The organism is Synechococcus sp. MU1651 (genome assembly GCF_023630635.1).
Taxonomy (GTDB): Bacteria; Cyanobacteriota; Cyanobacteriia; order PCC-6307; family Cyanobiaceae; genus Parasynechococcus.
In genome coordinates this window covers 337,926-361,803 of record NZ_JAKUHJ010000001.1, presented here as the reverse complement: position 1 = coordinate 361,803, position 23,878 = coordinate 337,926, and the positions used below count along the sequence as shown (strand labels likewise).

29 protein-coding genes, 1 tRNA gene and 1 pseudogene are annotated in these 23,878 nt (G+C 60.3%); 15 read left to right on the top strand and 16 right to left on the bottom strand.

The window, feature by feature from the left end; genetic code table 11:
* Positions 1 to 2: 2 nt before the first annotated feature.
* Positions 3 to 1,115, top strand: a complete 1,113-nt coding sequence (gene cobW, locus NCN05_RS02175; protein ID WP_250396795.1) for a cobalamin biosynthesis protein CobW — start codon at positions 3 to 5, stop codon at positions 1,113 to 1,115.
* Here the strand turns inward: cobW and NCN05_RS02170 are convergent.
* Positions 1,052 to 1,918, bottom strand: coding sequence for an EamA family transporter (locus tag NCN05_RS02170; RefSeq protein ID WP_250396794.1), 867 nt, complete (start codon positions 1,916 to 1,918; stop codon positions 1,052 to 1,054). The two genes, cobW and NCN05_RS02170, sit on opposite strands and share 64 nt — an antisense overlap.
* 284 nt (positions 1,919 to 2,202) lie before the next feature.
* Between NCN05_RS02170 and NCN05_RS02165 the strand changes: the two are divergent.
* Positions 2,203 to 3,102: pseudogene (locus tag NCN05_RS02165) on the top strand (DUF389 domain-containing protein).
* Positions 3,103 to 3,134: 32 nt separating this feature from the next.
* Here NCN05_RS02165 and NCN05_RS02160 read toward each other — a convergent pair.
* Together NCN05_RS02160 and NCN05_RS02155 are read right to left on the bottom strand one after the other, a co-directional pair.
* On the bottom strand, positions 3,135 to 4,088 hold the full coding sequence (locus NCN05_RS02160) for an SDR family NAD(P)-dependent oxidoreductase (RefSeq protein WP_250396793.1): 954 nt from the start codon (positions 4,086 to 4,088) through the stop codon (positions 3,135 to 3,137).
* Positions 4,075 to 4,881: an SdiA-regulated domain-containing protein gene (locus NCN05_RS02155; RefSeq protein WP_250396792.1), complete on the bottom strand. Its 807-nt coding sequence runs from the start codon at positions 4,879 to 4,881 to the stop codon at positions 4,075 to 4,077. Before NCN05_RS02155 ends, NCN05_RS02160 begins: the two co-directional genes overlap by 14 nt.
* 92 nt (positions 4,882 to 4,973) lie before the next feature.
* Here NCN05_RS02155 and NCN05_RS02150 point away from each other — a divergent pair, with 92 nt between their 5' ends.
* The 4 genes from NCN05_RS02150 to NCN05_RS12570 all read left to right on the top strand — a co-directional run bounded on the left by NCN05_RS02150 (position 4,974) and on the right by NCN05_RS12570 (position 7,032).
* Positions 4,974 to 5,516, top strand: a complete 543-nt coding sequence (locus NCN05_RS02150) for an LOG family protein (RefSeq protein WP_250396791.1) — start codon at positions 4,974 to 4,976, stop codon at positions 5,514 to 5,516.
* On the top strand, positions 5,516 to 6,211 hold the full coding sequence (locus tag NCN05_RS02145; protein WP_250396790.1) for an SDR family NAD(P)-dependent oxidoreductase: 696 nt from the start codon (positions 5,516 to 5,518) through the stop codon (positions 6,209 to 6,211). Before NCN05_RS02150 ends, NCN05_RS02145 begins: the two co-directional genes overlap by 1 nt.
* 69 nt (positions 6,212 to 6,280) lie before the next feature.
* The gene (locus NCN05_RS02140; protein WP_250396907.1) at positions 6,281 to 6,568 is read left to right on the top strand and encodes a hypothetical protein; all 288 of its coding nucleotides are present in this window, start codon (positions 6,281 to 6,283) and stop codon (positions 6,566 to 6,568) included.
* 170 nt (positions 6,569 to 6,738) lie between these two features.
* Positions 6,739 to 7,032 carry an HIT family protein gene (locus NCN05_RS12570; protein WP_350223280.1) on the top strand — a complete coding sequence of 98 codons (294 nt, stop codon included), beginning with the start codon at positions 6,739 to 6,741 and terminating at the stop codon, positions 7,030 to 7,032.
* On the opposite strand, the gene NCN05_RS02130 is transcribed toward NCN05_RS12570, so the two are convergent.
* Both NCN05_RS02130 and NCN05_RS02125 read right to left on the bottom strand, forming a co-directional pair.
* Positions 7,016 to 7,432 carry a hypothetical protein gene (locus NCN05_RS02130; RefSeq protein WP_350223279.1) on the bottom strand — a complete coding sequence of 139 codons (417 nt, stop codon included), beginning with the start codon at positions 7,430 to 7,432 and terminating at the stop codon, positions 7,016 to 7,018. The two genes, NCN05_RS12570 and NCN05_RS02130, sit on opposite strands and share 17 nt — an antisense overlap.
* Positions 7,433 to 7,434: 2 nt before the next feature.
* Positions 7,435 to 7,671: a hypothetical protein gene (locus NCN05_RS02125; RefSeq protein WP_006850194.1), complete on the bottom strand. Its 237-nt coding sequence runs from the start codon at positions 7,669 to 7,671 to the stop codon at positions 7,435 to 7,437.
* 549 nt (positions 7,672 to 8,220) lie between these two features.
* Between NCN05_RS02125 and NCN05_RS02120 the strand changes: the two genes are divergently transcribed.
* Positions 8,221 to 8,433: a hypothetical protein gene (locus NCN05_RS02120; RefSeq protein WP_250396787.1), complete on the top strand. Its 213-nt coding sequence runs from the start codon at positions 8,221 to 8,223 to the stop codon at positions 8,431 to 8,433.
* A 430-nt stretch (positions 8,434 to 8,863) separates the two neighbouring features.
* On the opposite strand, the gene NCN05_RS02115 is transcribed toward NCN05_RS02120, so the two are convergent.
* Both NCN05_RS02115 and nrdJ read right to left on the bottom strand, forming a co-directional pair.
* Positions 8,864 to 8,950, bottom strand: a tRNA-Ser gene (locus NCN05_RS02115).
* 58 nt (positions 8,951 to 9,008) lie between these two features.
* Positions 9,009 to 11,339, bottom strand: a complete 2,331-nt coding sequence (gene nrdJ / locus NCN05_RS02110) for a ribonucleoside-triphosphate reductase, adenosylcobalamin-dependent (protein ID WP_250396786.1) — start codon at positions 11,337 to 11,339, stop codon at positions 9,009 to 9,011.
* A gap of 148 nt (positions 11,340 to 11,487) precedes the next feature.
* On the opposite strand from nrdJ, the gene NCN05_RS02105 reads away from it, so the two are divergent.
* The 4 genes from NCN05_RS02105 (at position 11,488) to NCN05_RS02090 (ending at position 14,820) form a co-directional block, all read left to right on the top strand.
* A complete protein-coding gene (locus NCN05_RS02105; protein ID WP_350223278.1) occupies positions 11,488 to 12,138 on the top strand; it encodes a class I SAM-dependent methyltransferase in 651 nt (216 codons plus the stop codon).
* A gap of 6 nt (positions 12,139 to 12,144) precedes the next feature.
* On the top strand, positions 12,145 to 13,791 hold the full coding sequence (locus NCN05_RS02100) for a peptide chain release factor 3 (RefSeq protein WP_115008995.1): 1,647 nt from the start codon (positions 12,145 to 12,147) through the stop codon (positions 13,789 to 13,791).
* A gap of 69 nt (positions 13,792 to 13,860) precedes the next feature.
* Positions 13,861 to 14,082, top strand: coding sequence for a hypothetical protein (locus NCN05_RS02095; RefSeq protein ID WP_025362298.1), 222 nt, complete (start codon positions 13,861 to 13,863; stop codon positions 14,080 to 14,082).
* A 42-nt stretch (positions 14,083 to 14,124) separates the two neighbouring features.
* Positions 14,125 to 14,820 (top strand): CPP1-like family protein, encoded by a 696-nt coding sequence (locus NCN05_RS02090; RefSeq protein ID WP_250396784.1) that lies wholly within the window; start codon positions 14,125 to 14,127, stop codon positions 14,818 to 14,820.
* 3 nt (positions 14,821 to 14,823) lie between these two features.
* On the opposite strand, the gene hslO is transcribed toward NCN05_RS02090, so the two are convergent.
* Together hslO and NCN05_RS02080 are read right to left on the bottom strand one after the other, a co-directional pair.
* A complete protein-coding gene (gene hslO, locus NCN05_RS02085; RefSeq protein ID WP_114989102.1) occupies positions 14,824 to 15,741 on the bottom strand; it encodes an Hsp33 family molecular chaperone HslO in 918 nt (305 codons plus the stop codon).
* A 14-nt stretch (positions 15,742 to 15,755) separates the two neighbouring features.
* On the bottom strand, positions 15,756 to 16,394 hold the full coding sequence (locus NCN05_RS02080) for an ABC transporter ATP-binding protein (RefSeq protein WP_250396783.1): 639 nt from the start codon (positions 16,392 to 16,394) through the stop codon (positions 15,756 to 15,758).
* Between the two features lie 41 nt (positions 16,395 to 16,435).
* Between NCN05_RS02080 and NCN05_RS02075 the strand changes: the two genes are divergently transcribed.
* Positions 16,436 to 16,885 (top strand): DUF3531 family protein, encoded by a 450-nt coding sequence (locus tag NCN05_RS02075; RefSeq protein ID WP_250396782.1) that lies wholly within the window; start codon positions 16,436 to 16,438, stop codon positions 16,883 to 16,885.
* Complete coding sequence (locus NCN05_RS02070; RefSeq protein ID WP_250396781.1) at positions 16,878 to 17,609, top strand: 16S rRNA (uracil(1498)-N(3))-methyltransferase; 732 nt, start codon at positions 16,878 to 16,880, stop codon at positions 17,607 to 17,609. The genes NCN05_RS02075 and NCN05_RS02070 overlap by 8 nt, the downstream gene beginning before the upstream one ends.
* Here NCN05_RS02070 and NCN05_RS02065 read toward each other — a convergent pair.
* On the bottom strand, positions 17,599 to 18,015 hold the full coding sequence (locus tag NCN05_RS02065) for a hypothetical protein (protein WP_250396780.1): 417 nt from the start codon (positions 18,013 to 18,015) through the stop codon (positions 17,599 to 17,601). The genes NCN05_RS02070 and NCN05_RS02065 overlap by 11 nt on opposite strands.
* Positions 18,016 to 18,101: 86 nt before the next feature.
* On the opposite strand from NCN05_RS02065, the gene NCN05_RS02060 reads away from it, so the two are divergent.
* Entirely contained in the window at positions 18,102 to 18,821 is a 720-nt protein-coding gene (locus tag NCN05_RS02060; RefSeq protein WP_250396779.1) for a TIGR00297 family protein, read from the top strand.
* On the opposite strand, the gene NCN05_RS02055 is transcribed toward NCN05_RS02060, so the two are convergent.
* A complete protein-coding gene (locus NCN05_RS02055) occupies positions 18,822 to 19,547 on the bottom strand; it encodes a sigma-70 family RNA polymerase sigma factor (RefSeq protein WP_250396778.1) in 726 nt (241 codons plus the stop codon). It lies immediately after the preceding gene.
* Positions 19,548 to 19,660: 113 nt separating this feature from the next.
* Between NCN05_RS02055 and NCN05_RS02050 the strand changes: the two genes are divergently transcribed.
* Positions 19,661 to 19,825: a PCP reductase family protein gene (locus tag NCN05_RS02050; RefSeq protein ID WP_115082491.1), complete on the top strand. Its 165-nt coding sequence runs from the start codon at positions 19,661 to 19,663 to the stop codon at positions 19,823 to 19,825.
* Between the two features lie 3 nt (positions 19,826 to 19,828).
* Here the strand turns inward: NCN05_RS02050 and NCN05_RS02045 are convergent, their stop codons facing one another.
* From NCN05_RS02045 to NCN05_RS02025, 5 genes are read right to left on the bottom strand one after another with little or no spacing between them, the layout of a single operon-like run.
* The gene (locus NCN05_RS02045; RefSeq protein ID WP_011364263.1) at positions 19,829 to 19,996 is read right to left on the bottom strand and encodes a DUF8633 family putative protein; all 168 of its coding nucleotides are present in this window, start codon (positions 19,994 to 19,996) and stop codon (positions 19,829 to 19,831) included.
* A gap of 54 nt (positions 19,997 to 20,050) precedes the next feature.
* Complete coding sequence (locus tag NCN05_RS02040) at positions 20,051 to 20,737, bottom strand: GDSL-type esterase/lipase family protein (RefSeq protein ID WP_250396777.1); 687 nt, start codon at positions 20,735 to 20,737, stop codon at positions 20,051 to 20,053.
* A complete protein-coding gene (locus NCN05_RS02035) occupies positions 20,734 to 22,266 on the bottom strand; it encodes a PhnE/PtxC family ABC transporter permease (RefSeq protein WP_250396776.1) in 1,533 nt (510 codons plus the stop codon). The genes NCN05_RS02040 and NCN05_RS02035 overlap by 4 nt, the downstream gene beginning before the upstream one ends.
* Positions 22,245 to 22,949, bottom strand: coding sequence for an ATP-binding cassette domain-containing protein (locus tag NCN05_RS02030; RefSeq protein WP_250396775.1), 705 nt, complete (start codon positions 22,947 to 22,949; stop codon positions 22,245 to 22,247). The genes NCN05_RS02035 and NCN05_RS02030 overlap by 22 nt, the downstream gene beginning before the upstream one ends.
* The gene (locus NCN05_RS02025; RefSeq protein ID WP_250396774.1) at positions 22,946 to 23,869 is read right to left on the bottom strand and encodes a putative selenate ABC transporter substrate-binding protein; all 924 of its coding nucleotides are present in this window, start codon (positions 23,867 to 23,869) and stop codon (positions 22,946 to 22,948) included. The genes NCN05_RS02030 and NCN05_RS02025 overlap by 4 nt, the downstream gene beginning before the upstream one ends.
* Positions 23,870 to 23,878 lie beyond the last annotated feature (9 nt).

The following is a 23,878-nucleotide window of genomic DNA, read 5'->3' as shown; positions in this document are numbered from 1 at the left end:
TCATGGCTAAGCGTCTTCCGGTGACCGTGATCACCGGGTTTCTCGGGGCCGGCAAGACCACGGTGCTCCGCCACCTCCTCACCCGTGGCGGTCAGCGATTGGCCGTGATGGTCAACGAATTCGGCAGCGTTGGGCTTGATGGTGATCTGATTCGCAGCTGCGGCTTTTGTCCTGAGGAGGAGGTGGATGGCCGTTTGGTTGAGCTGAACAACGGCTGCCTCTGCTGCACGGTGCAGGACGACTTCCTGCCGACCATGGAGACGTTGCTGGAACGGGCGGATCAATTGGATGGGATCGTTGTTGAAACCAGCGGTCTCGCTTTGCCAAGGCCTCTGCTTCAGGCCCTGGATTGGCCGGCCATTCGCAGCCGTGTGCATGTGAATGGTGTGGTGACGCTGGTGGATGGCGAAGCTTTGGCTACAGGCAGCCCAGTGGCTGATGCTGAAGCGCTGGAGCGGCAACGGGCCGAGGATCCCAGCCTCGATCACCTCACAGCGATCGACGACTTGTTTGAGGATCAACTCCAGGCCGCTGACCTGGTCTTGATCAGCCGGGCTGATTGCCTGGATGCATCAGCGATGGCTGAGGTGCAGGGGCGGATCAAAGACAAAGTGCGCCCGGGTACCGCTCTGCTTCCTGTTTCTCAGGGACAAGTGGAGACATCCGTTGTGTTGGGCCTTGAGCACCAGCCCACCCCCCAGGAGGCCCACACCCACCACGACCACGACCACCACCACGACCACGACCATCACGACCACAGCCATGTCGACATGGTCGGCAGCAATGTTCGTGTTGAAGGGGCCTTGGACCGTCAGGCCCTCGAGCAGCTGTTGCCCAGCCTCGTGAGCAATCACCAGGTGGTTCGACTCAAGGGGCGTGTCTGGCTGCCCAGCAAAGCACTTCCGCTTCAGATCCAGATGGTGGGTCCGCGGTTGAACAGCTGGTTTGAAGCAGCTCCCAGCCATGCCTGGCGTCCCGATCAGGGCTGTGGTGCTGATCTGGTGGTGCTGGCTTTGAACGAGGCTGCAGCTCCGGCCCTGGAATCCGGCCTTCAGAGGCTGGTGCAGGCCACACCGGCCAAGGCCAGCCCCGCGGCAGCCACGCCGGAGAGCTGAATCGGGTCTCCTTCTATTTGGCCCACAAAAAGAGCCATCACTGGTGCCGTAGCCATCAGGGTCACCCCTTCTCCAACGGGCATCGTTTGCAGCACCACCTGTTGCAACAGGATTCCCCCGTTGGTTCCGACCACGGTGGCGATCACAAGCTTCCATTGCTCCCGTTGCTTCAGCATGGTCTGTCTCCAGATCCCTTTGAGGAAGGGAAGAAGACCAAGCCATCCGCCCAGCAGCCGGATCGATGCCGTCTGCAATGGGGTGAGGTCGCTGCTGATCAGCACGTGACGGGCCAGAAAGGCTCCGCTCAGGCCACAGACCACGGCGGTGAGTGCCAACAGCAGCCCGATGCCGAAGTCAGCAGCGCTGCCCCCCCGCTCCCCTTGGCTTGTCTCTTTCGCCTGCATGGCAATGAGAACCACCGCGCTTGAAACCAAAAGCGCTCCGAGACCGTTCTTCACGGCCAGGCTGTCCCCCATCACCAGAACCCCAGCGATGCTGGCCAGCACCGGACCGCTGGCTTCCACGGTGAGGGTTCGTCGGGTGCCAAGTCGCCGCAACGCCCCGAGATAGAAGCTGTCGCCAGCCGCAATGCCGATCAAGCCGCTGATCAACAGCAGCAGAACAGCATGCACTTCGGTGTTGTGCGGAAGTGTGAGCAGAACCGGCAGAAACAGCAGGCTGGCCAAGCCGTTCTTCATGGCGTTGAGCCGGATCGCCGTGACTCGCCCTGATAGCGATCGCCAGAGTGCACTGGCTCCAGTCCAGGCCATGGCTGCTCCAAGGGCCGCCAGTACACCCGTCATGGTCTGGTATTGATCGTTGTGCAGTCTGCTGCGCAGTCGAGAACTCTGTGCACAATTCAGGAATTTGAGGCCTGGAGACGTGCACGGTGCTGGGGCAATTGCTGGAGACCCTGTCGGGGCATTGGGCGCTTAATCTTGAAAGTCGTGTTCCTCGCACGGAGCTTTATGAAGCGCGGATCGCTTCATCCAAGCCATCGCTTGGTTTTTTCATTCTTCTGATCAGCTCTGCGGTGATCGCCAGCCTCGGGCTGATCTCCAACAGCACGGCGGTTGTGATCGGGGCCATGATCGTCGCTCCGCTGATGGACCCCATCCTCAGCCTGGCTTTTGGCTTGGCCGTGAGCCATGGGAAATTGATCCGACGTTCCGCCTTCACCATTGGCTTCGGTGTTCTGGCGGTGATTGGAACCGCGGCGTAGATCAGTTTGGGACTGGGCATCAGCCATGTGCAGTCGGAGATCACTGGCCGCACGTCTACCAACTTGATCGATCTGGGCATCGCCATCGCGGCGGCCGTTGCCGGGTCGTTCTCGATGACCCGCAAGCAATTGTCGAATTCGATTGCAGGTGTGGCAATTGCTGTCGCCCTTGTGCCACCGCTCTGTGTCAGCGGCATTGGCCTCACGCTCGGCTCGGAAATAGTTGCTGTGTTTGGCCGTGGAACGGTGGCGGGTCTCACCAACCAGATCGCGGAGGGATCGTTTCTGCTTTTTCTGGCGAACCTGATCGGCATCACCGTCACCAGCCTTGTGGTGTTTTTGCTGCAGCGTTACGGCTCATTCCGCAGTTGTTGGCGCAATCTTCTGGTCTGGTTGGGATTGCTCGGGCTGTTGAGCCTTCCCTTGTCATCGGCATTGCATGACTTCAGTGTGCGGCAGCAGATGGATGCGGAATTTGGTCGCTTCAAAGCAGGACAACTCAAACGTGTAGCCCTCGCGCGAGGCAACCAGAGGTTGTGGTCAAAAGTTCGTATGATGTACACCAGCGTCAGTGTTGTTAACAACAAAGCAAGGCTGGATATTGTGCTCAATGCACCTGAAGACATCTTGGATCAATCCTTTATGAACGATGTCAATCAGCAGATGTTGAAACGAGCCAAAGGCTTCGGCTTGGATGACCTTGACGTCAACATCAGTGTGATTCCCAACCGTGTGTACAAGTTTGATAATCAGTCAATGAATTAACGCAACGCTCCTGGTTGTGAACGGTTTGGCGATCAGCGGGATGGCGTCAAAAAAGAGTTGATCAGATTGTTCGACAACATCCAGAGCATCGACGCTGTGTCGCTGTTCTTCGCTTCCTCGGAGGGTTCCGTTGGTTTGAATTGATGCCGGCCAGGGCCCAAGAGGGCATTGCTCCAGTAGCTGAATCCCGGTTGATCAAGTTGTTCGTCGATGAGCTGAACCAGCAGTGCCCCTGCCCGCTCAACGCTTTCCGTCAATCGCAAGAGATCCCGAGCGACCAACCCAAACAAGGCCTGCCCAAGTGGATTGGCCTGGCGACTGTTTCTGAAAAAACCCTCTGAGGTGCGGGGAATCACCAGCCCCGGACTCCAGGCCACGACAGGAAAATCCTGACGCTGCTGGTAGATCTGCAGGGCCATCAGCAGATTGCAGAGCTTGCTGTCTTTGTAGGCCTTGTCTGCATTGAACGGACTTTCTCCATCCACCATTGGCGCCCCGGGGCCCTGGCGCAGTCCCTGTAGCGAGCCCAGCCCTGCAGGCTGGCCAACCCGTCCTCCGCCGGTGGCTGGATTGTGCACCTCAGAGGCGGTGATCACGATGGCTTGGGTTTGCTCCTTCAATCCTTCAGCCAGGAGTTGATGGGCCAGGTGGTTCACCGCAAAGGTGAGTTCAATGCCCTGTGCACTCCAACGGGGGGAGCTGTAGCCGGCGTATTGCAACCCGGCATTGAGCACCAGTGCATCGAATGGCATCTCGTGATGGCGGAGTTGTTCGATCGCCCTGGCCACAGACACAAGGTCCGCCAGATCGGCAATGCAGATGTCAACGGAACCCGACAGAGCCGTGCGGATTCGCTCGGCCCGTTGTGCATTGCGGCAAACAACGGTGAGTGCATCACCACGGGCCAGCAGGATTTTTGCCGCTTCAAGGCCAATGCCGCTGCTAGCACCGGTGATGAGAACGCGGCGCTGTTCAGCAGTCGTCATGGAGTTTGAACACGTAGAGATCTGCGTCCCGATCGCTCACCACGTACATCCTTTTCCGCCCGGGATCGAAGGCAACACCCTCAGGTTTGCGGATTTGCCTTGGCTTGTCTCCCGTGCTGATGGTGAGATCGAGGCGCTGGAGAACAGTGTCGCCTGCCCAGTCGTACTGGAACAGGCACCGCCCCTTGTCGCTGACGATCCAGAGGGTGTCGCTGCTGCTGTCGTAGCTCAGGCCCGAGAAATCGAGCTTCTCTGCCTTCAGTTCGGGGTGCATGAACCCTTGGCTGGCTTGCAGCATTCGTGTGGAGAGGATTGTGGTGAGTGTGGAATCCAGTTCGATCAGCAAACCGGGCTTGCGCTCTTTCACCACAACCACATGGTTGTTGCTGGTGTTCACGGTGATGCCCTCCAATCCGTTGTTGTCCGGAGGGTCTGGGAAGTGGTGCGCGATCGTGTCGTAGTTGGTCATGGCTGACAGCGGGCGCCGATACCGTTCGCGCCGGCTGCACAGATCCACCACCACCACAGAATTGCTCCGCTCCTGCACCACGAGCAGCTCGCTGTCATTTCCACGGAGTGCAATGCCTTCCAAGTCGTCGAGGCCGATGAAGAACGAGTCGCTCACCGACACCCTGCCTTTGAGATCCAGACGAAAAATCGCCTTGGTGTCATCACTGACGGTGTACAGCGCTGATCCATCTGCGTTCAGCGTCAGTCCGGATGGTTCATTCAGCCCGAGGCCTGGGTCTCGAATCCTGTGACGGCTCAGCAGCTCAAGGCGCATCGAGGTCATCCTCATCGGGACCCGTTCCTGGTGATTCTCGAGGCTTGGCTCGTTTTTGCCAGCCATCGCAGGTGAGGATGAATGGATCACGGCCAGGCGCCATGAATCGAATCGCTGTGTATTGCGGCTCCTCGAGCGGCGACTCGAGCCTGTTCAAGCTTGCTGCCACTGAGCTGGGTGAACTGATCGCCACCCAGGACATGGCCCTGGTTTACGGCGGCGCTCGCATTGGCTTGATGGGCGCTGTTGCTGATGCCGCTTTGGCGGCTGGAGGGGAGGTGATCGGGGTGATCCCCGAGGCGTTAACGCAGGATGAAGTGGTGCACTCCGGTTTGACCCATCTCGAGGTTGTGGGATCGATGCACGAGCGCAAAGCGCGAATGCTCGATCTGGCCGATGCAGCCGTTGCCATGCCCGGAGGCCTGGGAACCCTCGACGAGTTGTTTGAAGCCTTGACCTGGGCTCAGCTTCGTTTTCATGCCAAGCCGATCGGCATGCTCAACATCGATGGCTACTTCGATGCGTTGCTGAGCTTTTTGGATCAAAGCGTTTCGACGGGCTTTCTCTCGCAGCGAAATCGCCAGCTCCTCCTGGATGCAACAACGCCAGAATTGCTGATCGATCGACTCCTCAACGCGTCCTGATGCAACGCACGGTTTTGCTTACCGGAGCCAGTCGTGGCATCGGACGTTCCATTGCGAGACGGTTGCTTAAGGATGGTCACCGCCTCAGCCTTGGTCTGCGGGATCCGCAGGCTCTAAGGGGAACAGACTTGGATGTTGAGACGGTGTTGCATCACGCCTACGACGCCAACGATCCAGCCAGTGTTGAAGCCTGGGTTGACAGCACCGTTCGTCACTGGGGTGCCATCGACACCGTGATCCACTGCGCGGGAATTTTGCATCGAACCCCGTTGTTGTTTGCGGATCGCGAAGAGCAGCAGCTTGATGAACTGTGGGCAATCAACGTGAAGGGGCCCTGGTGGCTGACCCGTGCGGCCTGGCCGTATCTGGCGACCAGTGGCCATGGACGAATCCAGGTGCTGGTGTCGATGAGTGGCAAACGCGTCAAAGGTCGAATGGCGGGTTATCCCGTGAGCAAATTCGCCTTGATGGGGCTCTGTCAGAGCATGCGCAATGAAGGGTGGGACAAGGGGATTCGGGTGACCGCCATCTGTCCCAGTTGGGTCAACACCGATATGGCTCGTACGGTGACGGCCGTTGAACCTGCCGCGATGACCCAACCCGAGGATCTTGCGTCTCTCTCGAGCAGCCTGTTGTCGATCCCCAACGCTGCCGTTCCGTTCGAGTTGGCGATGAATTGCTCGCTAGAAACCTGAATCTTCCGGTGAGGACGATGTCGCCTTCAGAGGACGTCGCTATGGATGACCGAGCGTCCCTGCCTTGCGATGTGTCTTCTGGCGGCGATTGGCCTGCTGGCTCCACGCCTGGTTTTGGTGTTGATGTGGTTTATCAACAGCAGTTTCGTGCTGCAGCCCTTCAGTGGCACCAGTGTTCCCAACCCGTTGCTTCCCATCCTGGGTCTGTTGTTTCTCCCCACCACAACCCTCGGCTATTGCTGGGCTGCGGCCTCGTTCGGGGGCGTGTCGTCGTTCAGTGGCCTGTTGGTGGTGTTGATCGGTTTGATCATCGACTTCGGGCTGATCGGTAATGGCCGTGGTGCTGTTCGTCGTTGAAGATCATCCCCGTGGAAAACTGCGCCATCTGCCAGCTGCATCTCGATCCCACCGCGCAAGAGCGGTACGAGATTCAGCGCTCTGAACTCTGGGTTTTGCGGCATCACCCGAACCCAGCACCACTACCAGGTTGGCTTCTCTTGGATTCACGAAGACACTGTTCCGGCCCCGTGGATTTCACGGCGGCCGAGGCTTCTGATTGGGGGTGTGATGTTCGCGATGCCAGTGATCTTGTGAAACAGATCAGCGGATGCGAGCGCGTGTATGCCATTGCCTTTGGTGAGGGAGCCCAGCACCTTCATCTCCATCTCATCCCACGCCATCTGAATGAACCGGCCTCCAAAGCGTGGGCGGTTGCCGACTTGTACCGGGACATGGATCGCGGCGATCGAGCCGCCGCTGATCCTGCCGTTGTGGCGGCGATGGTGCAACGCTGTCGATCGTTGATCAGCGCCCCGGGTTGAAGCGTTTGCGCGTCTTGGTGCCGTTGGCGTTTTGCTTGAGATTGCCCAAGGGCCAGCCCAGGTGCCTGAGATGGCTCACCGTGTTCGGCGATGCGCTGAAGCAGTTTTCGCTGTAGCTGCTGGCGATACCGATCTCTTTGAGGGTGAGTAACAGCAACCTCTGCTCTCGGCGTGTACCCCGACGGCTCGCGAGAAGCACGAAGTCGCGTTCACGAAGCTGTTCACCGATCGCATCGATGTTCTCGGAATACCCCAAGGAGATGGTTTGATCAATAGCGCGATAGGCGGTGTAGATCCGTCCCTCAGGATTGTTCTCGAGGGTTTGCACCCTTTCGCTCAGGGCAATCACGGCGTCCATCACTGGAGCCTGAAGCGCTTGTTCGATCTGATCAAGCTGCACGATCACAACCCTCCCACAGCCAAACGTTCATCACAGGCAGCCTCATAGGCGCGGATGGCTGCGCTGGGAATGGAGCCATTGCTCTTGAGTTGGCGCACCGACAGCTCCACGCACTGAAGTACAACGCTGGTTAGCTCACGTCCTTCGCACAGGGCCCAGCCGCGAAGAAGCACATGAAGGCTCGGTGGAACGGAGACCGTGAGCTTCACCTGGGTCTCTCGGGTGGAGGTTTTGATCATGACCCGTCTGCTGCCGGAGCATCCTCAGGGTAGCTCAAGAGACGCTCCTGAGCAACTGTTAAGTATCTGGCGGGTGTCTTTGGGGTTGCTTCGGGGTTGCTCCTCGGCATTGCTCGGCCCTGTGGCGTGACCGCCAGGGTGTTGCTTGCATAGCTGATTCATGGGCCACCCTTTTGGGGCACCAGGACTGAGCTGTCTGGCTGCAATTGTTGTGCCTCTACGTCGTCAATTCAGCCCTGTCTGGGCTGCCATCTTTCCTTGTCCCGGTGATTCCAGGTGTCGATTGTTGACCACCCAGGCGAAGTTTTTTTATGCAAAATCTGCATATCCATGGATATGATGTTTGCGTGGATTCTTGGGAGCAGATGGGAGCAAATTCGGTTCAGGCTGACAAGGTCGTCAACGTCAGAATGTCTGAATCGGAGCACACTCTGTTGAAGGCCTATTGCGCTTCGTTGAACCGGAGCATGCAAGACTTGCTTCGTGATTTCGCGTTAATGCAAATCCAGAAGCAACGCTTTTGTTGCCGCCTTGTGCGTTCTTTGATGGATGAGCATGGGATCGAACAAGACCCCAGAGCTCGTAAGCCTTGTTTTGGCTACGCTTGCTTATTACTGCCGCCATGCAGAGTCTTGCATTGCTGGTGAAACTGATTTGCTTTATATCCCCCGCCAGGAGATCCGTGAATTGGTTGCTGAGGAATCGGCTTATATCTTCGACTTTGACGGCAGCAGCATTGAGGCTCCCACCCAGATGGGCTGATCGGATTTCAATTTTTCAGTCACTTCACCCATCGATGCACCAGCCTTAACGTCAAGAGATTGATCGAGGCCGTCGAGGTAGGAATCAGATTGAGTCTTGGGCGCAATTTGTGGATGTCCAGAAATCCCAGCGCAACCCCTTCAAAAATGCGGACGATTCGGCTCATAGTGGCGCCGCCAAGTCGCTAATCGGGCTTGGAAGCCGGACAGAGCGATGTCCGACGCCTTGGTGTTTGACTCCTGCTTCGGCAGGGGTCAAATCCATTTGTTTCTTAAGAAACCTGGTGATGAATCTATCTGCAGTGATTGGCCCGTCAAGGTATCGACGTGGTCGAATCGCTCCGGTGGTGCATCACCGTCGGCCACACAACATTTCCTGATTCATTTCAAGACCAACGATCGTCTAGATCATTGATTCAGGTCGTTCAAAACGGAGAGGGTGGGATTCGAACCCACGGTGCCCGTGAAGACACGCTGGTTTTCAAGACCAGAGCCATAAACCACTCGACCACCTCTCCAGAGGGTGTCAGGTGCCCCGCAGGACACCTGACAACTGTATCGGGACGTGCTCCCAGTTCAGTTTTCCGGCTTGGCCAGAGGCAGCAGACACTTATCGGAATCACATCCGGCCGGGCCCGCTTCGCTCAGCTCGCCCTGGTCGTAACGCTGCAGTGCTTCGAAGAAATCACTGCTGACGCGACGCTTCACCACAGCCGATTGCAGCTCCTCGTAGGTGGCTGCATCGATCGGCTCAAAGGGCAGGCGGGGGAAGGTGGCATTGGCATCGAAGCGGGCCAGAAGTGCTGCTGAGATGTAGCCCTCGCCCTTCTCCATGGCTTGATGCAGAGCCTTAGCCAAGGGTTCGATTTCGTGCTCGCGGAATTCGATGGTGGCGGAGGTGTTGTGGGCGGTGTAATGCCGCTGCACCTGCATGTAGAAATCGAATTGCGCCATCGCACTGAAGCCGTTGATGTCAACGGCATCAGCACCGGGCAGGTTGGCCCAGCTCACCTCGGTGGGAATCTCCACCAGCCATTCGGTGCAGCGGGGATCGAAGGGGTCATTCAGCAGACGGCCTTCCTCATCCTTGTCGGACTGGGAGGGAACGATGGTGTAGCCGTAGTCCATGCAGGCCATGGCCACGGGGTCGTTCTTGCGGAAGGTGATCCGACGGATGAAGCGCTGAGCTTTGGGCGGATGCCAGCCGGGGGCCGCACCGGTGAGGAGGCTCTTGGTGCCAGCAGGCTGCACGGTTGTGCAGCGGTTGGGACGACGCAGGCCATGACGGTCGCAGTAGTCCCAGACCGTTTGATTGACGATCTCCTTCCAACGGCTCAGGTAAGCGGCTTCCTGCTCCTTGAAGCGCAGACCCTCCTCGGTATCAGGCCGGCCAGCCTCCCACCAGCTCAGCCATTCGGTGCCGAAGGCATGGACGAAGAAGTCGAACAGACCGGTGAAGCTGACGCCAACGATCGGGTCCCATTCACGGCTCTGGCGGTACCGCTCCACCTCAAAACGATGGTTGAGCAGACAAGCAACTGATAGAGCGCCTGCACGGAAGGCATCGGCCTGTCCTTCCTCGTCGCTGGGGTCGATCTGGTTGAGGTGCACCTCGGCCAGATTGCAGTGGAAATCGGCGCCCAGGATCTCGCCGCAGGGATTCAAGCCGTAACGGCTGAGGCGGTGCTCCAGCTCGTCGGCGCCGATGGGGCCATGGTTGTCGGACAGCCAACGCCCCGCTTCCTCACGACCCTGGTCGCAGTAGATCTCAATGAATTCCGTTCGCAGCTCAGGGGTGGTGAGCAGATCGGCATTGGAGCGAGCGATCGCTTCGGGAGCGAACTGGATCGCGCCTTCGCCGGAGTGGAACTGCTTGGTCACCGCTGCGTGCACAACGTCCTTGCTGGGACGGGTGTGATAGACGCGGGTGTGGTTGGCCATCCGCAACGCATCACGCTCGGGGTCGATCCTCCAGTTGCCCTTTTCGTCTTGCTGCCAGAGGTTGTCCTTGGAGGACGCAGCCGCCTGGTCGTCCGAAGCGAACTGGCGCATGCCGGCGCTGCGGCGGATGTTTCCAGCCACGATCGTGACGGCGGCTTCGTCGATCAACAGGCAGCACTCGACTGAGGTGAGCCGACGGCCCTGGGCCTTGTTCAGCAGCCGAGCAACGCGCCCGTAGAGATCCTTCAGCTTGACGGGGTTGGCCATGCCGCCGAAACCCTTCAGCGTTTCCCCAACAGGCCGCACATCGCTGAGGTCCACCTCGATCTGAATCGGACCTCCGTTGAACCGTTCATCGCTGCTGAGCTCGAGCATCAGCTGGTAGCTGTCCACCCAGCCGCGACGGGTGTCACCCACCTTGATGGTCACCTTGTTGCCATCAATGCTGTGGGTGCAGTCGTCCTGGCGCTCAGCGGCAGGAGTGATGCCGATTTCGCTGACGCTGAGAACTTCAAAGCTGTTGCGCACCACCGGAAGCCGGTCGATCAGGTGCGGCTCGATGATGGCTCCGGTGCCACAGCCCATCATCGCCAGATCCATCATCAGACCAAAGGCTTGCCAATCCACCAGGTTGGTGGATGTGCAGTTGTAGGAACCCGAGAAGTTTTCGGGCTGCTCGATCCAGCGGGTGCCACCGATCCAGAGCCAGCGGCCGGAGGGAAGAGCTTTTTTCTCGGCCTGCATGCGAGCCAGCAGGGCAACTTCCGCATCGTTGAGGTTGCCCAATTGACGCAGGCCTTCCAGGTTTCGCGCGCCCACCTGACTCCAGCTCTCACGGCCGCTGGGGGTTTTGCGGCTGTAGGTGCGATAGAAGACCGGGTTGGCAGCAGGAGCGGTTGCGGGGAAGTCGCCGAACCCGGCGACAGCTCCCGCAGAGGTCTCCACACGATTTGGAGTAAGGGTCACGTGCGGTGCTGGGGCGAAGGACAAGTATCGAAACCCTAACGCCACAGATGGGGGTAGCAAGGTCTCTTTACCACCATCAACAGTGTCCCGTTCAAACTGAGCTCCGAATCGGAAGCAAATGATGCAGCGGCGGCTGGAGCCTGAGTTGATGAACGGCGATACGCAGGTGCAGGCCTATGCCGCTGCCGACTTCAGTTCCGGCGATCAAGCCACCATCGAAGCGATTCAGCGTCTCCTCTCACGCACATCGCCTTTGCCGCCTGATCCACTGGTGGTGGACCTGGGTTGTGGCCCTGGAAATATCACGCTTCGGCTGGCCGGCCTCTTCCCCAAGGCTCGGATCATTGGCATTGACGGTGCCGAATCCATGCTGGCTGTCGCCCGGGAGCGGGCCCAGCAGCAGCAGCTGGAGATCTCCTTCCTTTGTCAGACCCTTCAGGAGGTGCTTCGAGGTGCTCTGATTGAGCAGGCTGATCTGATAGTCAGCAACAGCCTTTTGCATCACCTGCACCAGCCTGATCTGCTCTGGATGGTCACCAGAGACTTGGCAGCACCGGGTTGTCGCACCTTGCACCGGGATCTGCGGCGTCCTGCTTCCGACGCTGAGATTCAACAGCTGCTGCTCAAACACCTGCCATCGGCTCCAGAGGTGTTGCAGCACGATTTCGCTGCCTCGCTGGCGGCGGCCTTCGAACCTCAGGAGGTGACCGCAGAGCTCCACCGGCTTGATCTCAACGAGTTGACGGTGTCGGCGGAGGACGACCGTTATCTGGTGGTGTCAGGCTTGGTGAAGTCCTGAAATCCGATGAGCGGCAGTCAAGCGACCACTGATGGTGATCTGGCCCAGGTTTTGGCCTCGGCGGTGGATCGCCGTCGCAACTTTGCGATCATTTCCCACCCGGACGCGGGAAAAACAACCCTCACCGAGAAGTTGCTGCTCTACGGCGGTGCCATTCAGCAGGCCGGTGCGGTGAAAGCCCGGGGTGAGCAGCGCAAGGTGACCTCCGACTGGATGGAGCTTGAAAAGCAGCGGGGCATTTCAATCACCTCCACGGTGCTGCAGTTCGATTACGACGCCACCACGATCAACCTCCTGGACACGCCAGGTCACCAGGATTTTTCCGAAGACACCTACCGAACTCTGGCAGCGGCGGACAACGCCGTGATGCTGGAGGATGCCGCCAAGGGCCTGGAGCCTCAGACCCGGAAGTTGTTCGAGGTCTGCCGCATGCGGCAGATCCCGATCTTCACCTTCATCAACAAGATGGACCGCCCAGGGCGGGAACCGCTCACCCTGCTCGATGAAATCGAGTCGGAACTCGGCCTCACCCCCTGGGCGGTGAACTGGCCGATCGGCAGTGGCGAGCAATTCCGAGGTGTGATCGATCGCCGCAGCAAGGAGGTGGTTCTGTTCAGCCGTGCTGAACGCGGCAAGCAGGCCAGTGAGCAACGCCTCTCGCTGGACGACCCTGCCCTGCGCGAGTTGGTGGAAGAGGACCTGCTGGATCTGGCCATTGAAGAAATGGAGTTCCTGGAGGCGGCCGGCGCCGAGCTGGACATCGAGATGGTCCATGCTGGTGAGCTCACCCCGGTGTTCTTCGGCTCGGCCATGACCAACTTTGGGGTCCGTCCGTTCCTCGACGCCTTCCTTGAGATGGCGCAACGGCCGATCGCCCGATCCAGCAGCGAAGGTCTGGTGGACCCGTTGCGAGAAGGGTTCAGCGGCTTCGTGTTCAAGCTTCAGGCCAACATGGACCCCAGGCACCGCGACCGGGTTGCCTTCGTCCGTGTCTGCAGCGGCCGCTTCGAAAAAGACATGACGGTGAAGCATGCCCGCACGGGCAAAGCGATCCGTCTCTCACGTCCTCAAAAGCTGTTCGGTCAGGACCGAGCCGTGGTGGAAGACGCCTATCCGGGTGATGTGATCGGTCTCAACAACCCCGGCATGTTTTCCATTGGCGACACCCTTTATGTGGGTTCGAAAGTGGAATACGAAGGCATTCCCTGTTTCAGCCCGGAAATTTTCAGTTGGCTGCGCAACCCCAACCCTTCAGCCTTCAAGAACTTCCGCAAAGGGGTGAACGAGCTGCGGGAAGAGGGGGCTGTGCAGATCCTTTATGACACCGACGAGAGCAAGCGGGATCCAATTCTGGCGGCCGTTGGACAACTCCAGCTTGAGGTGGTGCAGCACCGGCTTGAAAACGAATATGGCGTGGAAACCCGCCTTGAGCCAATGGGTTTCCAGGTTGCCCGTTGGATCAACGGCGGTTGGGCTGAACTCGAAAAGGTGGGCCGGATTTTCAATTGCAAGACCGTCCGTGATGCCTGGAATCGGCCTGTGCTGTTGTTCAAGAACGAGTGGAATCTCAACCAGCTTCGGGAAGACCACCCCGACCTTGAACTCAGCAGTGTTGCCCCGGTGGTGAGTGGAGTGGAGCCGATCAGTCTCTGAACCGCGCCGATCACCCCATCCACACCTCCACGGCTCTCTCGCCAGAATCGTGCCGCGCCTTCAACTTCCGTGAGTACGTTCTGGCTGCTGAGGAACAGCGCTGACGGCGGCACCGAATACGTGTGTTTCCGTGGTGATGACGAATCGGTGGAAATGCTGGAGGGTTACCACCTTCCTCCGCAGATGCCGTTGATCAAGCGCCGCTCCTGGATGAACCGGGTGGATGCCCTCAGCTGCCGGAGCAGGCTGGAACGCAGCGAGGGTTTTCGTCACGGTGCGCCCCTCTTCTGAACAGGCCCCGATACGCTCATCAAAAGGAACCCGATCGACGCAATGGCAGCCCTGGGTGAATCTGGTCCCGATGCAAACGCAGATGATCCATTTGCCCGTCTCGGCCTGAGCCGTGATGCAGGCTTTGATCAGGTTCAGGCGGCCAAAGCACGCTGTCTCGCCGAGGTTTCCGGTGATGATCAGGCCCGAGCAAAGATCGAAGCGGCCTACGACGCTGTCCTGATGGCTCGCCTGCGGGACCGGCAACAGGGTCAGGTGAGTGCTGCTGCAGCGACGGCATCGGAGCGGGAGGCCATGGCGGGATCCATGCCTTCTCCGCCAGCTCAGGCACCGATGGGCAACGTGTTGGCGAATCTTCGCAACAGGCTGCCCGATCCCTCCCCGACCCTCTCCGGCCTCAAGCCCGACTGGGCCCTGGTGGAAGGGCAGGGGCGTTCCGTTCGCCTGATTGCAGGGATCGTCGGCGTTGCTCTGTTGCTGATCTCGGCCGGGAGCATTCAGTTGGTGCTGGCCCTGGCAACCATCGGCGTTTTTCTCAGTCAGGTTCGCCGTGGTCGCCGCCCACTGGCATCCCTGGGCTGGACGTTGCTGGTGCTCATCCTGGGCTTGGCGGCAGGCTCTTTGCTGAACCTGGCGCTCTCCCCCACTGCTGTTGAACAGCTGGCTCTCAATCCTCTGCAGATCCAGGCTCTGCCTGCAGCTCTGCTGCTGTGGGCTGCAGCCCTGTTCCTGGCCTGAGCATCAGGCCGCCGTCGGTAGGCCGTCAATCAGCTCCTGCAGCTCCGCAGCGCTTACGTCATAGCGGTCGTTGCAGAAGTGGCAGGTCAGTTCCGCGCCACCGTCCTTGTCACGCATGTCGGTGAGTTCGTCCCTGCCCAGCAGGAGCAGTGCCGCTTTGCTGCGTTCACGGCTACAAGGACAGAAAAAACGAAGTTCCTGACTGGCCTCGGCATCGTCGAGGGGTTTGGGATCAAGGTCGGGGAAGACGTCCCGAAGCAGATCCTCCAGCTGGTCTCCACTTGCCGCCAGCCGCTGACTGAATCCAGTGATCTCGCGGCAACGCTGTTCAATCAGCTCCACCAGGGCCGGCTCTTCCGCTGCTTTGGGAAGGATTTGAACCAGGAGGCCACCGCTGGCGTGGATGCCGGCGCTGTTCACTTGCTCACCCACAAACACGGCTGAAGGAGTCTGTTCGGAGTGGAGCAGATAGGAGGCCACATCCTCACCGATTCCTCCACTGACGAGTTCAACGGTGCTGTTGAAGGGCTCACCCTTGCCGTCATCACGCATCACGTGGAGGTAGCCGGTGCCAGCGGCCTCCTTGAAGTTGAAGCTGAAATGGCCTGCTTCATCCTGAATCGGGTCGAGTTCTAGGCCCGGCTCGCCCACGTACCCACGAACGGTTCCGTTACGGCCGGCATCCACCATCAAGTTCTTGATCGGTCCGTCGGACCCGAGGCGCAGGTTCACCCGGCCGTGCCGCACCTTCATCGAACTGGCCAGCATCAATCCAGCGGCCATGGCTCGTCCGAGCATCACGCTGGTGAGGAACGACAGACCATGGCGCTCCCTCGCCTCACGCACGATGTTGGTTGTCGATACCGCCACCAATCGGATGCCGCCCTCAGCGGCTGTTGCACGCACCAGCCGGTCGGCCATATCCCCTCGGAAGCTCAGGGCAATGTAGTCATCGGTTCGAGCCGCCCGCCCTGCAAGCGCAGTCTTTGGCAGTCCCAGTCCTGAAACAGCTCGGGTTCATGGGTGACCACGATCAACACCTGTTCACGGGCGATGCCGGCGAGCAGATCAAGCACGTCCCGTCGCACCGACCAATCCAAACCTGCGGTGGGTTCATCCAGGAGGAGCACTTCAGCGCCGCGTAGCATTTGCACGGCGAGGGCAAGCCGCCGTTGCTGCCCGCCGCTCAGCCGTTCTGGCGCCGTTGTGGAGGCGATGCTGTCGAGGCCGACCCGTTCGAGCACGCTCTGTTCACGCTCATGACCGAGCCGCCGATGCCCCAGCCGCAGTTCCTGAGCCACGCTCAGCCCGAGAAAATGGCGCTCGGGAAACTGGAAAACGATTCCGCAAAGCCAGCGCAGCTGCCGTCGTTTCACTGCGCTGCCGTTCCAGCGGATGCTGCCGGATGTGGCTGATGCCAAGCCGCTGATGATTTCCAGCAGCGATGTCTTTCCGGATCCACTGGCGCCAGCAATCAGCAGCGGCCGTCCCCTCTGCGTCTGAAAACCGACGCCGTCGAGGATGGGGGCACCGGCAGTCGCAGGTGCATAGGTGATTCCTGAGAGCTCGAGCATGCGTTCAGCTTGAACGATGATGACGGTGTCGCGATGGCCCCATGGACATTCGTTTTCGTGAAGTCGATCCCTTCAATTGCTGGTTATGGATCCGTTTCTCGGAACCCCCCAGTCAGGGTGAACGGAATTACGTCGATGGCGTGTTCGACAGCTGGTACGTGATCGGGCGTTTGGGCGGTTTCAACGCAGAAAACCTGCAGGTGAATGACGCGGGCTCCGATCTCAGTTGGATGGGCTACGACAACGATGGGGCTGAGTCGGCCATGCCAGCCCTTATGCACAACATGGGGCAGCTCGAATACCAGAACGACTGGGGACGTTGCTGGGTGGATCTCGGCACGTCGGATGGAGTTGCCATCGATGTTTTGATCAATGCCCTGCGTCAACTGGACTCCGACGTGGTTCAGATCGAAGAGCTCGTTGTTGGTGGGGTCAATGAAAATTGGCCGGTTGAAGACCATCCCGACAGCGTTTTCCCTGCCGGTGGCTGAACGCCGGCGCTTGCTTCTGTCGTCGGATCGCCTGGAGCAGGGTGGATCGGTTCTGCTCAACTCCGAAGAGCAGCACTACCTGCGGAGAGTGTTGCGTCTGCGCTGTGGCGAGCAGGTGGATCTGATCGATGGTTGCGGCCGGCTCACCACCGCAACCCTGATGGAAGCCAAGCTGCTCGAGCTCGATCGGCCAGCGCAACTGATTGAGCCCCAGGCCCAACCTCAGCTGGGTCTGGCCGTGGCCTTGATGCGGCGGGGGATGGATGAGGTGGTCCGGATGGCCTGTGAGCTCGGGATTGATCGGATTCAGCCCCTGCGCTGCGATCGCTGTGTTCCCCAGGCCGACCACCGACCCGAGCGCTGGGCCACGATCATTCGTGAAGCGGTGGAGCAGTGCGAACGGTTGTGGACGCCACAGCTGCTCGATCTCAAAGACCTATCTCAATGGATGGGAGATGAGCGGGGCCAGCGTCTGGTGGGGGTGACCCGCGAGAAGGCACCACCGGCCTTGGATCAATGGTTGCGTCATCACGCCGATCCTGGTCAGCTCACATGGCTCATGGTCGGCCCGGAAGGGGGCTGGACCGAAGAGGAATTGAAGCAGTTCACCCAAGCCCAGATTCAGCCTGTCCAGATGGGATCAACCATCCTGCGCAGTTCCACGGCCGCTGTGGCTGGTGCCGTGGAACTGGTTCGTTGGCGTGATCGGCTGATCAGCTCTTGAACAGATCCTGAGCGATCCCCCGGAAGGATTTCAGAGCTGCTCCAGGCCGGCGGCTGCGCTGGCGCAGTCCGCCACCAGGCATGAGGTTGCTGGGGGCAAAGGTGGAGTAGGTCACCGCCGGGCGGGATGCCTCTGCTGCAGCCAGTTCAGCGGCGATCGCTTCTGCTGTGGTGAGTGAGGCTGCGGGCTGAGCGCTGGATGCAGCACTGGTTTCTGCAACGGTCTCTTCAACAGCTTCGGGGGCTGAAGGCTGGGCAACCTCTGAGGGCTCGGAGGCTGCGACCACAGCTGCCTCGACCGGTGCCTCTTCGGTGGCTGGAGCCTCTTGTTGAGGCAGCTCGAGGGTGGCCGGAGCAGCGGCGTCATCCAGGGTGAGGAAAAAGCCCTTGTTGCTGTTGAACACCATCCGGTCGACCAGAGAACGAACGCACCCGATTCTCCCTCTGCAATGGCCGCAGGCAGGAGATGCTTAGGGCACTGCAACACGGTGTGATGTCAGCACTCTGGATTCAGGCCCTGCTGGTGAACACGGTTTTGATTGCCCTGGCGCAGCGGACATCTGTTCTCACCCGCAGTGGTTGGGTCCATGCAGCTGCCTTGGGCACGATCCTGTGGGGGTGTTTGGGGTGGTCGGGCTGGTTGGCCGTCGTCGCCTATCTCTGTCTGGGAAGTCTGGTCACCAAGATCGGCTTTCAGAACAAGCAGAGCCGAGGTCTTGCCGAAGCCCGCGGTGGGCAGCGCGGCCCTGAAAACGTCTGGGGTTCTGCGGCTGTTGGAGCCTTCCTGGCACTGCTCATTGGTGCTGGTTTCGAGCCCCGTGAGCTGATGTTGGTTGGTTTTGCAGCCAGTTTTGCCGCCAAGTTGGCCGACACCTTCGGCAGTGAGATCGGCAAACGATTCGGGCGCACCACGGTGTTGATCACCAGCCTGCGGGTTGTTCCACCAGGAACCGAAGGAGCCATCAGCCTTGAGGGAACCCTGGCCAGTGCCGCCGGCAGCATCGCCATGACCCTAGTGATGCTGGCCCTGCAGCTGGTTCCTTCATGGCCTGTGGCAGTGCTGGTGATGCAGGTTGGCCTGGTGGCGACCCTCGGCGAAAGCCTGCTCGGTGCTCTGGTGCAGGATCGCGTGGCCTGGTTGAGCAATGAGCTGGTCAATGCTCTCCAGACCCTCTTGGCCGCAGTTCTGGCGATGCTGCTGATGGTGCTCTGATCAGCTGGTTTGGATGGGCATCAGACCATCCCGCTGGGCCCATTGCTGCAGCAGTTGAACGCCCTCATGGAGATGAAGGCGCAGGGACGAACGGCTGCAATTCATGGCCTGAGCCAGATCCTTGAGGGTCTGGCCTTCGATCAAGTGGGCTTGCAGCACCGTGCCGGCCAGGCCATCCACCTGGTGCAGCACGCTCTTCAGCCAGTCCAGGTGTTCATCCTCCGCCCTCGGGCTTGCTGGCTGCCCAGGGCTGGCAGCCAGGTCGACGACCTGGCTGGCGCCATGGCTCTCAACGGCGGCAGCCCAGCGCTCTGGTCGAACCGAGAGTTCCGCTGCAAGGTCCTGATCGCTGAGAAGCGGTTGCCGGTTCTGTTCGCGTTCCCGTTGGACCTTCATTCCGGCTGCGTAAAGATCACGCAGTCGCCAGGGAATCCGAATGGTGCGTGATCGATCGCGGCGGTAGTGGAGGATTTGGCCGGTGGCCCGCGAGAGCAGATAGCTGCTGGGGCGGAGGCCTCGTTGTTGATCAAACCGTTCAAGGCCACGGATCAATCCAACCCGGGACTCCTGCAGCAGGTCGTCGAACTCTTCAGGTCCGCGTTGCTGTTGGCGAAGGGCCGCGCAGTGGGCCAGGCCCAGGTGCTTGAGAGCCTGCTGATTGCGTCGTGCAATGCAGGGCGGCAGTCCACGCCGGGACTCCTGGTGCAGGTGACGTTGAGAAATCAAGGGATCAGTGCAACTGATCCAACGGTTCAACCCTCAGCCCCGAAGCGGTTGGCCCTTTGGTGCCGCAGATCGGCACTTTCGTGCCGGATCATGGGTGCAACGGTTTTGGATTGATGGACTGGCAACCAGAAGCACTGGCAGCACTCAAGAAAGATGTTCCGTTCTTCGTACGGCCTGCTGTTCGTAAACGCGTTGAGGCGATGGCTGATTCAGATGGACGTTCCGACATCGACCTGGATTTCTACAAATCCGCCAAGCAGGCCATGGCTCCGAGCTGATCCTCAGGAGGGGTCGAGATCGCAGCGCTGCAGTTCCGGCTGGGTCAAGCGGTCAACGATGCGTGCCATATCCAGGGCTGTGAGTTCACCGTTTTCGTCCCACTTGAGCGTGGTTTTGCGCTGGGCAGGGGGGTGGCCGGCAGCGCGTTGTGCAGAGCGGTCAGGTCCCAAGTCCGATCACCAATGTCAGGAGAGCCACACATTAGTCGCCCCCGCGGGTCTCGTTTACATGCTGATAGGTGTTGATGTGTTATGGGCAGCGAGTCCGGCCCACTCCTGCAGTGGTGCCCACTGACCCAAGCGCTGGTCGAGCCAGCGGTGGCCATCGGCATTGAGGTGGATCCCATCGGGTTCCATCCAGGTCAACCAGTCGGGCTCCTCCTGCATCTCCTGATGCATGGACAGGAAGGGCACATCAGCCTCACGGCACTGTTCGGCCATCACGGCCTCCGTGGCCGCGATCTGGCTGTTGCTGTACCAGAGGCAGCCGGCAAAGGGCATCACGTGCTCATCCACCGCAGTGAGGCCCAGCACAAACACCTGCACCTCCTGGGTCATCTCATTGAGAAGTTGTCCCAGGCCGAACGAAAAGGGCTCCACATCCAGTTGGGGTCTGCCATCGATCCGACCAACACGGGCGGTGTCATTCAGCCCGACACTGAGCAGAAGTCCGCCCGGCGTTTGGCGACGCAGTTCGCCGCGGCAGCTCCATTCGCTGCGCCAGCGGGCGGCCACGCGTTCCAGGCCGTCCCCGCGGATGCCCAGGGGGTACACCACTGGAGCGCAGGGCAGGTTCATCCAGCGCAGGCGCAGTCGCTGGCACCAGCCACCCGCTTCACGGTCACCCCAACCATGCACGCCACTGTCCCCGAGCACGATCAGCTGACGGGGGGCGTCGTTCGCACCGCTCATAAGGCCATGGCCCGGCTGTTCCAGCTCCCCTGAAGTCGTTCCCCCAGGCTCTCACCGAGCAGTGTGAGCACTGCGGAGATCAGCACGATCCAGAGCACCAACCACCAATGAAACGAGCTGAGGGCTTCCATCAGCTGCCAGCCCAGACCAGCTCCACCCACCATGCCGATGATCGCGGTGTCGCGAAGGATCACATCCAATCGGTAGGTCGCATAGGTGAGGTAAGCGCGACTCACATCCGCCAGGGGGCCGTAAAGCCAGCTCACCCGGTTGGGGGCGCCGCAGGCCTTCATGGTCTGGGCGGAACGCACTCCCGTGCTGCGGATGTCGTCGATCAGCACCCGACCCATCACACCGCCGTGGTGCAGCCCCAGGGCCAGCCCCGCCAGGCTCAAGCTTGGTTTGGCCAGCATCAGCAGCAGCAGTGCAGTGAGAGGGGCCGGGATCAGTCGCAACGCCCCCCACGCCACTCCCTGCAAACGCAGGCTGGCTTGGCTGGGCCAAACCAGCAGCAACAGCGGTGGAAGGCCGGTGGCAACACAACCGGCGATCAGGGTGATCAACACCGTGGCACCAATAACCCCGGGCCAGGAGATCTCAAGGGCAGCATTGAATCCCTGGGATCCGTCGATGAGGTTGCCGACAACCATCGACCACTCAGCCACTGGCCAGGCCAGCTGCAGATCCAGCTGTGTTCCCCAGCCAAGGGCAACCCAGGGGCTGGCCATGGCCACGGGAAGAATCAGCATGCGTGACCAGCCGCGCAGCGTTCGCAGCAGTCGGTCGAGCACCACCATGGCGATGGCCAGCATCCAAAGCCCACTCCACAGCTCCTGAAATTGGAGCGAGCGCAGGCTGAGGCTGAGGTCTGTCCCCAGTCCTCCTAGGCCGAAAACGCCCAGAATCAAGGCTGAACGAAGTGCGCAATCGAGGCGGTGGCCGATGTGGTCGCTGATCGGCTCTGCCAGCGGTGGGACAAGCCCGGTGAGCATCACCGCCCATGGCGAGGCGCCGGCTCCATTGAGGACGGGAATGGCCGGTGAAACGTGGCAATCCACCTGATCGGCGATCACCCGCGCCATCAGAACCGTGTAGGGAATCGCGATGGCGCAGATCGCAACCCAGCCATTCAGCCCGTACACCTGCAGCAACAACAGCCCCCAGATCAGTTCATGCACAGCGCGCAGGGGCGCCAGCCAACGGCGCAAGATCACGGCAGGCCAACGCACGCCCGCCTGGATTTCCCAGAAGGTGCTTGAGCTCAGGAGTCCGAGACCCACGCCGAGAACACTGCTGATGCCCCAGGACATCACAGCGATCACCAGGGTGATCTGGAGCCCGTTGAGCAAGCTGCCCAGAACGATGGGATCGATGGAGGGTTGCACGGCCCCAGCCGCGAACTGTTGAAGAACTGAAAGTCCGCCGCCGTGACCATCGCGCAACAGCACCCCAAGAACGCCGAGCAGGCTGAGCCCCGGCAGCAATGGGATCAGCGGCAGGGCTGGCTTCAGGCCGATGCGTAGAGCCATTCCAACTGATCCCGATGAATGGTGTTTGGAGCCGCATCGATCACCAGGGCACCACCACGGAGCCCCAGAACCCGATCGAAACGGTGTATCAGATCCGGCCGATGCAGGCTGATCAGACAGCCCGGCAAGAGAAGCAGGGTTTTGAGAACGTCTTCGGCGAGGCTGGGATCTAGGGCGGAGAGGGGTTCGTCCGCCAGCACGAGTTCAGGCCGCTGATGCAACAGACGGCCCAGAGCCACCCGTTGGCGCTGCCCTCCGGAGAGCTCACGCACGGGCTGTTCAAGCAGATCGGCCTCCAGTTTCACCTGGTGCATCAGCTCAAGGCAGGTGTTTGGGTCCAGGGGGCCCAGCAGGTTTCGAATCGCCCAGAGCAGCCCATGGCGTCCGAGGGCACCGCTGTTGATGTTCTGGATCACACTCAATTCCTCCACCAGGCGTAGGTCCTGCCAGAGCGTGCCGATTTGGCGCCGTTGCCGGCGGGACAACTGCTGATGGGGGCGACCACACCAGTGCACGGATCCTGCATCGGGGCTTAAGGCCCCGTTGCAGAGCTTCAGCAACGTGGTTTTGCCGGCGCCACTGGCACCGAGCAAAACAACACGCTGGTCCGCACGAAGGGTGAGGGTGATCGGTTGGAGCCGTTGCCCCAGGCAGACCTGGTGCAGCTCCAGCAGCGCCGTCAACGGATCTTTCCGAGTTGGCGACCCACCGTTTCGATCATCACGTAGTCCTCGTCCTTGGCGGGAATGAAGCGTTCGGCACCGAACAACTCGAGAATCGTGGCGCCGTTCTCTGTGTCTGCCGACAGGTCCAGCAACGCGTTCTGCAGCTTGTTGGTGAAACCTTTGCCAAAGCGCTCATCCAGACCGGGTCGTACAACCCAGTGGTAATCCACGTAAGGCGGTGTCCTCCAGATCACCGACACCTTGCCGGGATCCACGCGGCCGTCCGCCACATTGCTGCGCCAGACCTGCTCATTCAAGGCGCCTACCTCGTAGGCACCGCTTTGCACCACAGCAACGGTGGCGTCGTGGCTTCCGCTGAAGCCAGGGCCGCCCCCCGCTAGATCCTCAGGTTTCATGCCGTTTTCCCCCATGAAGAACTGGGGCATCAGGCGGCCGGAGGTGGAACTCTCCGAACCGAAGGCCAGTCGGCGTCCCTTCAGCTCCACCAGTTGGTCGGCACTGGTGAAGGGGCGCAAACCACTGGCGCCATTGGCGATGAACACACTGGTGAACTCTGCATCGATGTCCCGTTGCGCCAGCACCCGGGCTCCAGGCGTCTGCAGCCGGGCCTGCACACCGGTGAGTCCACCGAACCAGACCAGATCAAGGCTGCCGGTGCGGAAGGCACTCACCGCCGCCGCGTAATTGCTCACCGGCGCATACCGCACGGGAACATCCAGCTTTTCGCTGAGTTCCGCAGAGAGCGTGCCGTAGAGGCGATTGAGTTTCTCGGGGTTCTGGTCGGGGATGGCACCGATCTGCAGAACGGATTGTTTGGCGTCGTTCTGAGGTGCGCCGCAACTGGAAACACTGGCCGTGAGTGCGAGTCCGGCAATCAAACCGGTGGCCACCACGGCCCTGCGTTCTCGTACAGACATTCAGAAAAA

Excerpts from the sequence above, each read along its gene's own strand:
- NCN05_RS02160 (WP_250396793.1), bottom strand. The coding sequence starts at position 4,088 with ATGACGACTGCTGAACAGCGCCGCGTTCTCATCACCGGTGCTAGCAGC.
- NCN05_RS02090 (WP_250396784.1), top strand. The coding sequence starts at position 14,125 with ATGGCAGCCCTGGGTGAATCTGGTCCCGATGCAAACGCAGATGATCCA.
- NCN05_RS02075 (WP_250396782.1), top strand. The coding sequence starts at position 16,436 with ATGGACATTCGTTTTCGTGAAGTCGATCCCTTCAATTGCTGGTTATGG.
- NCN05_RS02050 (WP_115082491.1), top strand. The coding sequence starts at position 19,661 with ATGGACTGGCAACCAGAAGCACTGGCAGCACTCAAGAAAGATGTTCCG.
- NCN05_RS02170 (WP_250396794.1), bottom strand. The coding sequence starts at position 1,918 with ATGACGGGTGTACTGGCGGCCCTTGGAGCAGCCATGGCCTGGACTGGA.
- NCN05_RS02140 (WP_250396907.1), top strand. The coding sequence starts at position 6,281 with ATGTGTCTTCTGGCGGCGATTGGCCTGCTGGCTCCACGCCTGGTTTTG.
- hslO (WP_114989102.1), bottom strand. The coding sequence starts at position 15,741 with ATGGCCGACCGGCTGGTGCGTGCAACAGCCGCTGAGGGCGGCATCCGA.
- NCN05_RS02035 (WP_250396776.1), bottom strand. The coding sequence starts at position 22,266 with ATGGCTCTACGCATCGGCCTGAAGCCAGCCCTGCCGCTGATCCCATTG.
- NCN05_RS02120 (WP_250396787.1), top strand. The coding sequence starts at position 8,221 with ATGAGCATGGGATCGAACAAGACCCCAGAGCTCGTAAGCCTTGTTTTG.
- NCN05_RS02080 (WP_250396783.1), bottom strand. The coding sequence starts at position 16,394 with ATGCTCGAGCTCTCAGGAATCACCTATGCACCTGCGACTGCCGGTGCC.
- NCN05_RS02060 (WP_250396779.1), top strand. The coding sequence starts at position 18,102 with ATGTCAGCACTCTGGATTCAGGCCCTGCTGGTGAACACGGTTTTGATT.
- NCN05_RS02150 (WP_250396791.1), top strand. The coding sequence starts at position 4,974 with ATGAATCGAATCGCTGTGTATTGCGGCTCCTCGAGCGGCGACTCGAGC.
- cobW (WP_250396795.1), top strand. The coding sequence starts at position 3 with ATGGCTAAGCGTCTTCCGGTGACCGTGATCACCGGGTTTCTCGGGGCC.
- NCN05_RS02025 (WP_250396774.1), bottom strand. The coding sequence starts at position 23,869 with ATGTCTGTACGAGAACGCAGGGCCGTGGTGGCCACCGGTTTGATTGCC.
- NCN05_RS02155 (WP_250396792.1), bottom strand. The coding sequence starts at position 4,881 with ATGACCTCGATGCGCCTTGAGCTGCTGAGCCGTCACAGGATTCGAGAC.
- NCN05_RS02145 (WP_250396790.1), top strand. The coding sequence starts at position 5,516 with ATGCAACGCACGGTTTTGCTTACCGGAGCCAGTCGTGGCATCGGACGT.
- NCN05_RS02125 (WP_006850194.1), bottom strand. The coding sequence starts at position 7,671 with ATGATCAAAACCTCCACCCGAGAGACCCAGGTGAAGCTCACGGTCTCC.
- NCN05_RS02100 (WP_115008995.1), top strand. The coding sequence starts at position 12,145 with ATGAGCGGCAGTCAAGCGACCACTGATGGTGATCTGGCCCAGGTTTTG.
- NCN05_RS02105 (WP_350223278.1), top strand. The coding sequence starts at position 11,488 with ATGAACGGCGATACGCAGGTGCAGGCCTATGCCGCTGCCGACTTCAGT.
- NCN05_RS02040 (WP_250396777.1), bottom strand. The coding sequence starts at position 20,737 with ATGAGCGGTGCGAACGACGCCCCCCGTCAGCTGATCGTGCTCGGGGAC.
- NCN05_RS02065 (WP_250396780.1), bottom strand. The coding sequence starts at position 18,015 with ATGGTGTTCAACAGCAACAAGGGCTTTTTCCTCACCCTGGATGACGCC.